Genomic DNA, 12,461 nt, shown 5'->3' with positions numbered 1-12,461 from the left:
ATGGTCTACTCGTACGTCAGCTGCAGCCGCTGGTGGAGCCGCAGCCCTCGCAGACGTAGCAGCTACCGGCCGGGCGCATCTTCGTACCGCAGGTGAAGCAGAGCGGCGCGTCGGCGGCCTTGCCGATCACGGCCTCCAGCAGCTCGGTGCTGGAGCCCACGGGCGGCGCCGGCTTGGCGGCGGCGACGTCGGCGGTCTCCTGTGCCGGCTGGGCGATCGGGCCGGTCTTCGGCTCGGCCGGCGCTTCGACCGGGGCGGAGGCGGCCATCGCGGTGAGGTCCGCACCGCTCGCCTCCGCCTCCGCCTCGGCCCGGAGCTGGGCGGCCCGCTCGCTGGCGGTGAAGATGCCCAGTTCCGCGCGGCGCTCGTACGGCAGGAAGTCCAGCGCCAGGCGACGGAAGATGTAGTCCATCACCGAGGCGGCCATCCGCACGTCCGGGTCGTCGGTCATGCCGGCCGGCTCGAAGCGCATGTTGGTGAACTTGCTGACGTACGTCTCCAGCGGGACGCCGTACTGGAGACCGATGGAGATGGCCACCGAGAAGGCGTCCATCACGCCGGCCAGGGTCGAGCCCTGCTTCGACATCTTGAGGAAGACCTCGCCCAGGCCGTCGTCCGGGTAGGACGAGGCGGTGAGGTAGCCCTCGGCGCCGCCGACGGAGAAGCTGACCGTCTGGGACGGGCGCTTCTTCGGCAGCCGCTTGCGCACCGGGCGGTACTCGACGACCTTCTCGACGACCTTCTCCACCTCGGCCGGGGCCTCCGTGGTCGCGACGGTCTTGTTGGGCTTGGCGACCGACAGCGGCTGGCCGACCTTGCAGTTGTCGCGGTAGATCGCCAGCGCCTTGAGGCCGAGCTTCCAGCCCTCGAAGTAGATCTTCTCGACGTCCTCGACGGTCGCCTGCTCCGGCATGTTGACCGTCTTGGAGATGGCGCCGGAGATGAACGGCTGGACGGCCGCCATCATCCGTACGTGGCCCATGGGCGCGATCGAGCGCTCGCCCATCGCGCAGTCGAAGACCGGGTAGTGCTCCGGCTTCAGGCCGGGGGCGTCGACCACGTGGCCGTGGTCGGCGATGTGCTCCACGATCGCCTCGACCTGCTCCTCGGGGTAGCCGAGGCTGCGCAGGGCGCGCGGCACGGTCTGGTTGACGATCTGCATCGAGCCGCCGCCGACCAGCTTCTTGAACTTGACCAGCGCCAGGTCTGGCTCGACGCCGGTGGTGTCGCAGTCCATCATCAGGCCGATGGTGCCAGTCGGCGCGAGCACGCTGGCCTGCGAGTTGCGCCAGCCGAACTTGTCACCGATCTTGTTGCCCTGGGTCCACTGCTTCGTGGCCTCGCGGACGATCGCGGTGGCCACGGTGCCCGACGGCTTGATCTCGTCGTTGGCGGCGGCGTGCTTGCGCATGACCCGCTTGTGCGGCTCGGCGTTGCGGGCGTAGCCGTCGTACGCGCCGACGACGCCGGCCAGCTCGGCGGAGCGGCGGTACGCGGTGCCGGTCATCAGCGAGGTGATCGCCGCGGCCACCGAGCGGCCCTGCTCCGAGTCGTACGGCAGGCCGGAGGCCATCAGCAGGGCGCCCAGGTTGGCGTAGCCGATGCCGAGCTGCCGGTAGGCGCGGGTGGTCTCGCCGATCTTCTCGGTCGGGAAGTCGGCGAAGCAGATCGAGATGTCCATCGCGGTGATGACGAACTCGACGGAGCGGACGAACTTCTCCACCTCGAAGCCGCCGTCGGCGCGGAGGAACTTCATCAGGTTGAGCGAGGCCAGGTTGCACGAGGAGTTGTCCAGGTGCAGGTACTCCGAGCACGGGTTCGACGCGGTGATCCGCCCGGTCTCCGGGCAGGTGTGCCAGTCGTTGATCGTGTCGTCGTACTGCAGGCCGGGGTCGGCGCACTCCCAGGCGGCGTGGGAGATGGTGCGGAACAGGTTCTTGGCGTCGATGGTCTCGATCACCGCGCCGTCGAGCCGGCCGCGCAGGTCGAAGCCCCCGCCGTTCTCCACGGCGGTCATGAACTCGTCGGAGACCCGCACGGAGTTGTTGGCGTTCTGGTACTGCACGCTGACGATGTCGGCGCCGCCGAGGTCCATGTCGAACCCGGCGTCGCGCAGCGCGCGGATCTTGTCCTCCTCGCGCGCCTTGGTGACCACGAACTCCTGGATGTCCGGGTGGTCCACGTCGAGGATGACCATCTTCGCCGCGCGCCGGGTGGCGCCGCCGGACTTGATGGTGCCGGCGGAGGCGTCGGCGCCGCGCATGAAGCTGACCGGGCCGGAGGCGTTGCCGCCGGAGGAGAGCAGCTCGCGGGAGGAGCGGATCCGGGACAGGTTGACGCCGGAGCCGGAGCCGCCCTTGAAGATCAGCCCCTCCTCCTTGTACCAGTCGAGGATGGAGTCCATCGAGTCGTCGACGGCCAGGATGAAGCAGGCGCTGACCTGCTGCGGCGAGGGCGTGCCGACGTTGAACCAGACCGGTGAGTTGAAGCTGAACACCTGGTGCAGCAGCATCCAGGTCAGCTCGTGGGCGAAGACCTCGGCGTCGGCCGGGCCGGCGAAGTAGCCGTACTCCTCACCGGCGGTGCGGTAGGTGGTGACCACCCGGTCGATGAGCTGCCGCAGCGACCACTCCCGTTCGGGGGTGCCGACGGCGCCCCGGAAGTACTTGGTGGTCACGATGTTCGCCGCGTTGACGCTCCACGACTCCGGGAACTCGACGCCACGCTGCTCGAAGTTGACCGAGCCGTCCCGCCAGTTCGTCATGACGATGTCGCGACGCTCCCAGGCGACCTCGTCGTAGGGGTGCACCCCCTCGGTGGTCCAGACCCGCTCGATCTTGAGTCCCGCGCCGGCCTTGTTCCGTGCCCTGCTGGTTGTCACACCGTCCCCCGACATCTCATCCGCCCCCTCGTCCGCACGGCCACCCGCCGCCCGATCCGACTTGTCGTCATCTGCAAAGAAAAAAATCAACTGGTACGGCCGGCGACCTCGGCCGCCTCGGCCCCGGCGCCCTCCCGGGCGCGCGCGGCGGCCCGCAGCGTCTCGATCTCCCGCTCGAAGTCGGCGAGCGAGTCGAACGACCGGTAGACGCTGGCGAACCGCATGTAGGCCACCTCGTCCAGGTCCCGCAGCGGGCCCAGGATGGCCAGCCCCACCTCGTGGCTCGGGATCTCGGCGGCCCCCTTGGCCCGGACGGTCTCCTCGACCTTCTGCGCGAGCAGCGCGATCGAGTCGTCGTCCACGGGCCGACCCTGGCACGCCTTGCGCACCCCGCCGACGATCTTCGTGCGGCTGAACGGTTCGGTGACCCCGCTGCGCTTGACGACCGCGAGGACCGCCTCCTCCACCGTGGTGAACCGCTTGCCGCACTCCGGGCAGGACCGCCGCCGGCGGATCAACTGGCCGTCGTCGGCCTCCCGCGAGTCGACGACCCGGGAGTCTGCGTGCCGGCAGTACGGACACCGCATCGCACCCGACCTCCTTCGTCGATCGCGGGCCCGCCGACCGCTTCCCGGACACGCGTGAGCGCGGCGGAGCCATCTGTCGATGGTCTTCGCCGTGTCGACGGTGCCGGAGTGCGGTCGGTAGTCGAACCCAACCTGTAGGCGACTTACGCCCGTGTGACTACTACATCTAGGGGTCGACCGTAGGCCGCTGCGGATCGGAGGTCAAGTTGGCCGGCGTGTCCGGCGCGTCACCCGAACTCCGGGGCCGACCAGCGCGCCGCCCGCCGCAGGACCAACCGTGCGACGGCCCCGGGAGTTACCGGTCCGACCGTCGCGAACCGGCCGACGATCGGACGAAAGTCGAACACCCGTTCGATCCGACGTACCATTTATCAGAACACGAGTACGAGCGGACCCGTTTTTCATCCCGACACGCCGAGCAAGGTCGTACAGATGTTTGAAAATGACCGAACTCACCTATACGGTCTTGAAGAACCGGGCGCGGAATCCCTCCGTCCACCGGTCAGCTCGCACACCGCAGCACCGCACGCACCACGAGCCGCCAAGGCACCCAGCGCCGACCAGGGAGGACGGACGTGACCGAGGATCGGGCCAGCCGGCCGAAGAGCCCGCAGCAGATCACCGAGGCGGGCCCGCCAGCCACCCGACGCCGGGGCGCCGCGCGCAGCCGGACCGGGCAGCCGGCCGTGCGCCCGGTCACCCCGGTGGTCAGCGCCTTCCCCGACCCCGCGACGGTGGATCTCACCGCCCGGCAGCGCCGGATCCTGGAGTTCATCCGCACCTGGGTCGAGCGGCACGGCTACCCGCCGAGCGTGCGCGAGATCGGCGAGGCCGTCGGCCTGGTCTCCCCGTCCAGCGTCGCCTACCAGCTCAAGGAGCTGGAGAAGAAGGGCTTCCTGCGCCGCGACCCCAACCGGCCGCGTGCCGTGGACGTCCGGGCGCCCGCCGACGTCGACGACGAGCTGGCCCGCTCGCAGCGCCCCGCCCCGGCCTACGTGCCGATGCTGGGCCGGATCGCGGCCGGTGGCCCGATCCTGGCCGAGCAGGCCGTCGAGGACATCTTCCCCCTCCCCCGCGAGCTGGTGGGCGAGGGCGAGGTCTTCATGCTCCAGGTCAAGGGCGACTCGATGCTCGACGCGGCCATCTGCGACGGCGACTGGGTCGTGGTCCGGCAGCAGCCGACGGCCGAGGCCGGTGACATCGTCGCCGCCATGCTCGACGGCGAGGCGACCGTGAAGACCTACCGCCGCCGCGACGGGCACGTCTGGCTCATGCCGCAGAACCCGGCCTTCGACCCGATCCCCGGTGACGACGCCACCATCATGGGCCGGGTCGTCGCGGTGCTGCGCCGCATCTGATCCGCCACCACCACACCGGGTGGCCGCCGCCGGCGGTCACCCGTCGGTCCCTCACCGCCGACGGTCCGTCACGGCCGTCGGTCCGTCACGGCCGTCGGTCCGGCGGAGTTCAGTAGCGGTCGCCCCGGTAGCCCCGGCCGCCTCCGGGCACGTGCCCGTAGCCGCGACCGTCCTCGGGGCCGTCGTCGCGCCGGCGGACCGGCCGCTGGCCACGGGGATCCGGCTCGCCGCCCCGACGCGGCGGCTCCGCCCGGCCACCACCGTAGACGCCACCGCCCGGCTGGCCCCCGCCACCGTAGACACCGCCACCGGGGCGACCGCCACCCTGCCGGCCACCGCCACCCTGCCGGTCACCCGCGCCGCCACCCTGGCGGCGACCACCGGGTGGCGGCCCGCCCAGGCCGGGCGGCGGCCCGTCGACGGGCGGACGGCCGCCGCCGTAGACACCGCCGCCGGCAGCCGGACGGGCTCCGCCGTAGACGCCACCACCAGCCGGACGGGCACCGCCGTGCACCCCGCCGCCGGCCGGCGGACGGCCGCCGCGCCCACCGGCAGGGCCGCCGTAGACCGGCCCCGCCGGCGCACCGCCGTAGACGCCGCGCCCCCGGTCGCCCGGCGCGACGAAGTCGTCGTCCGCCGGAGCACGCCGGTCGTCGCCGAGGGCGTCGTCGCGCTCCGGACCGTCGTCGCGGCGGACGGGCGTCGGCCTACGCCGGGCCCGGAGGATGCCGAAGACACCGGCCGCCACCATGAGCGCGCCGATCACCCCCACTGCCGCGATCAGGTACGTGATGTCGCTCAGGCTCAGGCCGTCGACCCACGACTGGCCGGCCTTCTTCGGCGTCTCGCCCCCGCCGGCCACCGGCTTCGCGCCCTCCGTGGAGGGGGTGTAGCCGAGGATGTCGATCGGGGCGTCCTCGTCGAGCTGGCCGCCGTCGGAGACGGTGAGGAAGGTCTTGCCGTCGGGGCTGTAGGTGATCGCCTCACCGAACGGGTCGGCGAGCGCCGTCACCCGGGGCTTGCCGCCGGTGAGGGCGGCCAGGACGTTGCCGTCGGTGACGTCGTACTCGAAGGCGTCGGCGTAGGTGCGCACCACGACCCGGGCGCCGTCCGGTGAGCGGGCCGCACCCGTGATCGCCACGCGGCCGGGAGCGCCGAGGCGGTTGTCCGTGTCGGTCTCCGGCAGGCTGATCTCGCCGACCTTCTTCATCGGCACGGGCGGCGTGTCCCCGCTCTTCATCTTCTCGGCGGGGGAGAAGATCTGGGCCTTGCCGGACATCACCTTGGTGATGATCAACGGGGTGCCGTCGTCGCCGATCAGCAGCGCCTCGGCGTCGTGCGGCTTGCCCTCCGGGTAGGAGAGGCGGTGCAGCACCGGCCGCTTCGACCCGTCGACCGGCATGCTCCACAGCGCCACCCGCTCACGACGCTCACGGCTGGTGACGTTGTCGCCGGTGTCGGCGATCCAGAGCGTGGTGCCGTCCGGGGAGAGCGCCAGGTCCTCGGTGTCGAACGGACCCTGCCCCGAGTAGCGGACCGGCTCCTTCGAGATGCCGCACTTGGTGTCGAGGAAGAAGACCCGCTTGCGGCTCTCCACCTCGGTGCCGTCGTTGATCACGATGTAGCCGCTCTTGGTGGCCACCAGGCCCGACAGCTCCCGCAGCCGCTCGTCGGTGACCGTGCACCGCTTCTTGCCCGGGGCGGCCGCGAGCGAGGACGCGGCCGAGGCCGGTGCCGCAGTCAGGGCGACTCCGGTACACGCCACGGTCGCCCCCAGCAAGCCGAGGACGACCGTGACCGAAGAAACAGCGCGGCGCATTGAATCAGTGTCGCACGCCGGGAGTTTCCGACGCGTGACGCCGGGAGGCCGTCACCGCGCGCCCGCGACCGCCGGGTCCTCCTCCGCCCGGAACGGCGCCAGCTCGGCGGCGAGCGCCTCGCCGACCCGTACGTGCACCAGGGTGCCCTCCGGCAGGTGGGAGGTGCTCAGCACCTCGCCCTGGCGGTGCACCCGGGCCACCAGGTCGCCCCGGTCGTACGGCAGCACCGCGCGGACCTCCACCGCGGGGCGGGGCAGCCGCGCCTCGACGGCCTCGCGCAGCCCGTCAATGCCGCGACCCGTGTGCGCGGAGACGAAGACCGCCTCCGGCCAGAGCCGCTTGAGCCGCAGCAGCGTCTCCTCGTCGGCCGCGTCGGTCTTGTTGACCACCAGCAGCTCGGGCAGCCGGTCGGCGCCCACCTCGGCGAGCACCTCGTGGACCGCCCGGACCTGCTCCTCCGGGTCCGGGTGGGTGCCGTCGACGACGTGCACCACCAGGTCGGCCTCGGCGACCTCCTCCAGGGTCGAGCGGAACGCCTCGACGATCTGGTGCGGCAGGTGCCGGACGAACCCGACCGTGTCGGAGAGGGTGTAGAGCCGCCCGTCGGCCGTGGTGGCCTTGCGGGTGGTCGGGTCGAGGGTGGCGAAAAGCGCGTTCTCCACCAGCACGCCCGCCCCGGTCAGCCGGTTGAGCAGGCTCGACTTGCCGGCGTTGGTGTAGCCGGCGATGGCCACGGCCGGCACGGCGTTGCGGGAACGCCGGGCGCGCTTGGTCTGGCGTACCGTCTTCATGCCCTTGATCTCCCGGCGCAGCCGGGCGATGCGGTGGCGGATCCGGCGCCGGTCGGTCTCCAGCTTCGTCTCACCGGGGCCGCGCAGACCCACGCCGCCGCCGGCGCCACCGCCGCGACCGCTACCACCGGTCTGCCGCGAGAGGGTCTCACCCCAACCGCGCAGGCGCGGCAGCAGGTATTCGAGCTGGGCGAGCTCGACCTGCGCCTTGCCCTCCTTGCTCTTGGCGTGCTGGGCGAAGATGTCGAGGATCAGCGCGGTGCGGTCGACCACCTTGACCTTGGTGCGCTGCTCCAGGTTGCGCAGCTGCGACGGCGACAGCTCACCGTCGCAGATCACCGTGTCGGCGCCGGTGGAGAGCACGACCGAGCCGAGGTCGTCGACCTTGCCCCGGCCGACGTAGGTGGCGGGGTCCGGGCGGTTGCGCCGCTGGATCAGCCCTTCGAGCACCTGCGAGCCGGCGGTCTCCGCCAGCGCGGCCAGCTCGGTGAGGGAGTTCTCGGCGTCGCTCTGCGTGCCCTCGGTCCAGACGCCGACGAGGACGACGCGCTCCAGGCGCAGCTGGCGGTATTCGACCTCGGTGATGTCCGCGAGTTCGGTGGAGAGGCCGGGGACCCGCCGCAGCGCCTGCCGCTCCGACAGCTCGAACTCACCGGTGGTGGCGTCGAGCTCGTCGTCCTCGTAGGGAAGTAGGGTCTCCTGGTTGTGCAAGCCGGTCTCCTGTCCGTTCTGTCACGTACCGAGCAATCCTGACATGTGCCAACGCGGAACGCACCCGCTATATGCCCGCTCGAACGGGCCACAAAAGTGGGGGCGGCTGCCGAAGGGGCCGGCCGGGGCGAGTAGAAATGCGGGGCGAGCCGTTCAGCGTCGACGGAGGGACCCCGTGGCCATCACCCGACTTCCCAGTGCCGGATTCTCGATCACGATTCGGATCGCCGTGCCGGCGGACGCGTCCTCGATCGGCCGGCTGACCACCTCCGTGGGTGAGGCCGGGGCGATCGTCACCGCCCTCGACGTGGTGGACTCCGACCCGACCCACGTGCTCGTCGACCTGACCTGCGACACCGCCGACGCCAGCCACGCCGACCAGGTGGTCGACGCGTTGACCGCGCTGGACGGCGTGGACGTGCGCAAGGTGTCCGACCGGACCTTCCTGCTGCACCTCGGCGGCAAGATCGAGGTCAGCTCGAAGGTGGCGCTGCGCAACCGTGACGAGCTGTCCCGGGCGTACACCCCGGGGGTGGCGCGGGTCTGCCAGGCCATCGCCGAGAACCCCGCCGACGCCCGCCGGCTGACCATAAAGCGCAACACCGTCGCCGTGGTCAGCGACGGCTCCGCCGTGCTGGGCCTGGGCAACCTCGGGCCGGCGGCGTCGCTGCCGGTGATGGAGGGCAAGGCGGCGCTGTTCAAGCGCTTCGGTGGGGTGGACGCCTGGCCGGTGGTGCTCGACACCCAGGACACCGACGAGATCGTGCAGATCGTCAAGGCCATCGCCCCGGCGTACGGCGGGATCAACCTCGAGGACATCGCCGCGCCGCGCTGCTTCGAGATCGAGGCGCGGCTGCGCGAGGCGCTGGACATCCCGGTCTTCCACGACGACCAGCACGGCACCGCGATCTGCGTGCTGGCCGCGCTGACCAACGCGCTGCGCGTCGTGGGCAAGCAGCTCGCGGACGTCCGGGTCGTGGTCTCGGGCGCGGGCGCGGCCGGCACCGCGATCATGAAGCTGCTGCTGCGCCAGGGCGTCGGCGACATCATCGCGTACGACCGCCAGGGTGCCCTGCACCGCGGCCAGAGCGGGCTCAACCCGGCCTGGCAGTGGCTGGCCGAGAACACCAACCGGGAGAACTACTCCGGCGACCTGGCCGGGGCGGTACGCGGCGCGGACGTCTTCATCGGGGTCAGCGCGCCGAACCTGCTCACCGGCGACGACATCGCCACGATGGCCAAGGACTCGATCGTCTTCGCGCTGGCCAACCCGGACCCGGAGGTCGACCCGCGGGAGGCGCGCAAGTACGCCGCCGTGGTCGCCACCGGCCGCTCCGACCAGCCGAACCAGATCAACAACGTGCTCGCCTTCCCGGGCGTCTTCCGCGGCATGCTGGACGCGCACGCCGAGGAGTTCACCGAGGAGATGGCGATCGCGGCGGCCCGGGCCATCGCGGACGTGGTCGGCGAGGACAAGATCAACCCGACGGTGATCGTGCCCAGCGTCTTCGACTCCCGGGTCTCCCCGGCGGTCGCTGCCGCGGTGCGCGCCGCCGCCCAGAACCCGACCCCGGCCCCCGCCGCCGACCCGGGCCCCGCCGACCTCCCCGAGATCGCCGCCGAAGCCAGCGCCACCCCCTGACGAACGACCGGGTCAGGCCCGGGCGGGTCAGGGCCGGACGGGTCAGGGGGTCGTCAGGGCGGTGGGGTCCAGGGTGCCGGTGGCTACCAGGGTGGCCGGGCCGGCCAGCCAGCAGCTGTCCTCCGTCACCGTGACCGAGAGGCGTCCGCCCGGGACGTCCACCGCCAGTACACCGGTGTCCCGCCCGGCGTCGCGCAGGGCCACCGCGGCCACCGCGCAGGCGCCCGTACCGCAGGAGAGGGTCTCGGCGGAGCCGCGCTCGTACACGCGCATGAGCACGTGGCCGTCGGTGTCGTCGACGGGCTCGCCGGGCGCCGTGAACTCCACGTTCACCCCGGCGGGGAAGACCGTCGCGTCGACCTCGGGGGCCCGGGTGAGGTCGAGCGCGCTCAGCTCCAGCCCGGCCGGCAACGCGCAGACCAGGTGCGGGTTGCCCACGTCCACCGCCGTACCGGGCAGCGTCAGCCCGCCGAGGGTGGCCGTCGCCGTGTCGTACAGCCGGGGGCGGCGCATCTCGACGGCGATGGCGTCGGCCGTGACCAGCGCGCGCACGACGCCGGCCCGGGTCGCCACGGGCAGCGCCCCCTCCGCCGGCTCGGCCAGCCCGGAGGCGACCAGGTAGCGGACGAAGACCCGGGCGCCGTTGCCGCACATCTCCGCGAACGACCCGTCGGCGTTCCAGTAGTCCATGAACCACTCGGCCTCGCCCGCTGTCGCGGCGCCCTCCGGGTGCGCGGCCGCCCGGACCACCCGCAGCACGCCGTCGCCGCCCAGCCCGCGCCGGCGGTCGCAGAGGGCCGCGACCAGCCCGGGTGTCAGGTCGAGCCGGTTCTCCGGATCGGGGAGGATGACGAAGTCGTTGCCGGTGCCGTGGCCCTTGGTGAACTGCACGCCCCCATCATCCCGCACCGGCGGGCAGCAGGCGCAGGGCGGCGGGGACCAGGTCCGGCGCGGCCGAGTCCAGCCAGTGGATCCGCGGGTCGCGCCGGAACCAGGAGCGCTGCCGCCGCACGAAGCGCCGGGTGGCCCGCACGGTCTCGTCGTGCGCCCCGGCCTCCGTCAGCTCCCCGGCCAGGAGACGCAGCACCTGCTGGTAGCCGAGCGCGCGGCTGGCCGTACGCCCCTCGGGCAGGCCCCGCCCGACGAGGTCCCGGGTCTCGGCGACCAGCCCGTCGGCCCACATCCGGTCCACCCGCAGGGCGATCCGCTCGTCCAGCAGCGCGGTGTCCAGGTCCACCCCGAGCTGCACGGACGGGTAGTACGGGGTGGGTTCGGGCAGCGCGGCCGTGAACGGCGCCCCGGTCAGCTCGATGACCTCCAGGGCCCGCACGATCCGCCGGCCGTTGCCGGGCAGGATCCCCGTCGCGGCGGCCGGGTCGGCCTCGCGCAGCCGGGCGTACAGGGGCGCGGGGCCGACCTCGGCGAGTTCCCGTTCCAGCCGCTCGCGCACCGCCGGGTCGGTGCCGGGGAACTCGAAGCGCTCCAGCACCGCCCGCACGTAGAGCCCGGAGCCGCCGACCAGCAGCGGCACCCGGCCCCGGGCCAGGACGTCGTCGACGGCGGCGCGGGCCAGCCGCTGGTACTCCGCGACGCTCGCCGGCTCGGTGACGTCCCAGATGTCCAGCAGGTGGTGCGGCACCCCCTCGCGCTCGGCCGGGGTGAGTTTGGCGGTGCCGATGTCCATGCCCCGGTAGAGCTGCATCGAGTCGGCGTTGACGACCTCGCCGTCGAGGGCGTGCGCGAGCGCGATGCTCAGCGCCGACTTGCCGGCCGCCGTCGGCCCGACCACGGCGACGACCGTCCCGGCGGGCGGGCGGGCGGTCACGCCGGCGCCCAGGAGGAGACGAGGTAGGCGACGCCGTAGGGCGCCGAGTAGTGGCGCAGCTCGCCGCGCCAGTCGCCGCCGGTCGCGCGGACCGCGCCGGCCAGCACCTGCCAGGGCGCGCGCCCGGCGACCTTCAGCTGCCCCGACAGGACCGGGTCCAGGTCGAGCAGGGCCTCGGCGTCCGCGTCGGCCAGGGCGCGGGCGACCGCGTCGTCGTACGCCTCGGCGCGCGGATCGTCGTAGCCGGGCGACTTCGGGCCCCGGCAGGCCGACCCGTCCCCCGTCACCAGCAGCGCGGTGCGCGGTTGCGTCGCCGCGCCGAGCGCCGCACCCAGCTCGGCGCACTGCGCCGGGGAGGCGTCGGCCGCGACGGACCGGGCCAGCCGGGGCAGCTCGGTGCGGGAGCGCCCGAGCAGCCACGCGCCGATGGTCAGGCTCAGCGGCAGCCGCTCGCCGCCGGCGCAGTTCACCTTCCACAGCCGCACCTGCCGGTCGAGGCCGTACGACCGCAGCGAGCCGTGGTCGGCCGCGTTGAAGCGGGTGGTCTCCGGCCCGCCGCCGACGAGGACGACCACCTCGGGGTCGGCGGCGAGCAGCCCGGCGACCGCGGCGTCGCAGGCGGCACGGAGCTCGTCCAGCTCGGGCGCGGCGGCGCCCGCCAACTCGGGGACGATCAGCGGCGGATGGGGGCAGACGGCGGCGGCGACCAGGGGCACCAGGCAACGGTATCGGCACGACGGCGCCCACCACCCCGCACCCGCCCCGGGAACGCCCGGCACGTCGCAAAGGCCGCACGGCGGATTGCGACACTCCCCCCAGGGAGCCCGTCCGCGGGCGGTAGGACAC

9 protein-coding genes are annotated in these 12,461 nt (G+C 72.9%); 2 read left to right on the top strand and 7 right to left on the bottom strand.

The genetic code is table 11. The features are described 5' to 3' along the window. Positions 1-16 precede the first annotated feature (16 nt). Complete coding sequence (locus AC5L34_RS12050) at positions 17-2,896, bottom strand: vitamin B12-dependent ribonucleotide reductase (RefSeq protein WP_441175255.1); 2,880 nt, start codon at positions 2,894-2,896, stop codon at positions 17-19. Between the two features lie 71 nt (positions 2,897-2,967). After that, a complete protein-coding gene (nrdR, locus tag AC5L34_RS12045; RefSeq protein ID WP_441175256.1) occupies positions 2,968-3,468 on the bottom strand; it encodes a transcriptional regulator NrdR in 501 nt (166 codons plus the stop codon). A 575-nt stretch (positions 3,469-4,043) separates the two neighbouring features. Here nrdR and lexA point away from each other — a divergent pair. After that, positions 4,044-4,826 carry a transcriptional repressor LexA gene (gene lexA, locus AC5L34_RS12040; RefSeq protein ID WP_101414696.1) on the top strand — a complete coding sequence of 261 codons (783 nt, stop codon included), beginning with the start codon at positions 4,044-4,046 and terminating at the stop codon, positions 4,824-4,826. Positions 4,827-4,935: 109 nt separating this feature from the next. Here the strand turns inward: lexA and AC5L34_RS12035 are convergent, their stop codons facing one another. Both AC5L34_RS12035 and hflX read right to left on the bottom strand, forming a co-directional pair. After that, positions 4,936-6,645, bottom strand: coding sequence for a hypothetical protein (locus AC5L34_RS12035; RefSeq protein ID WP_441175257.1), 1,710 nt, complete (start codon positions 6,643-6,645; stop codon positions 4,936-4,938). Between the two features lie 51 nt (positions 6,646-6,696). Continuing rightward, the gene (hflX, locus tag AC5L34_RS12030; RefSeq protein ID WP_101414694.1) at positions 6,697-8,148 is read right to left on the bottom strand and encodes a GTPase HflX; all 1,452 of its coding nucleotides are present in this window, start codon (positions 8,146-8,148) and stop codon (positions 6,697-6,699) included. Between the two features lie 175 nt (positions 8,149-8,323). On the opposite strand from hflX, the gene AC5L34_RS12025 reads away from it, so the two are divergent. Further along, entirely contained in the window at positions 8,324-9,790 is a 1,467-nt protein-coding gene (locus tag AC5L34_RS12025) for an NAD-dependent malic enzyme (protein WP_441175258.1), read from the top strand. Positions 9,791-9,832: 42 nt separating this feature from the next. Here AC5L34_RS12025 and dapF read toward each other — a convergent pair whose 3' ends face one another. From dapF to AC5L34_RS12010, 3 genes are read right to left on the bottom strand one after another with little or no spacing between them, the layout of a single operon-like run. Then, on the bottom strand, positions 9,833-10,681 hold the full coding sequence (gene dapF / locus AC5L34_RS12020) for a diaminopimelate epimerase (RefSeq protein ID WP_494824863.1): 849 nt from the start codon (positions 10,679-10,681) through the stop codon (positions 9,833-9,835). Between the two features lie 7 nt (positions 10,682-10,688). Next, the gene (gene miaA / locus AC5L34_RS12015; RefSeq protein WP_441175260.1) at positions 10,689-11,615 is read right to left on the bottom strand and encodes a tRNA (adenosine(37)-N6)-dimethylallyltransferase MiaA; all 927 of its coding nucleotides are present in this window, start codon (positions 11,613-11,615) and stop codon (positions 10,689-10,691) included. Further along, complete coding sequence (locus tag AC5L34_RS12010) at positions 11,612-12,331, bottom strand: class III extradiol ring-cleavage dioxygenase family protein (RefSeq protein ID WP_494824861.1); 720 nt, start codon at positions 12,329-12,331, stop codon at positions 11,612-11,614. Before AC5L34_RS12010 ends, miaA begins: the two co-directional genes overlap by 4 nt. Positions 12,332-12,461 lie beyond the last annotated feature (130 nt).

It is taken from the genome of Micromonospora sp. ZG13, from assembly GCF_059359355.1.
Note: the sequence above shows the minus strand (reverse complement) of the source record. Positions and strands in the feature narration are given on the sequence as shown.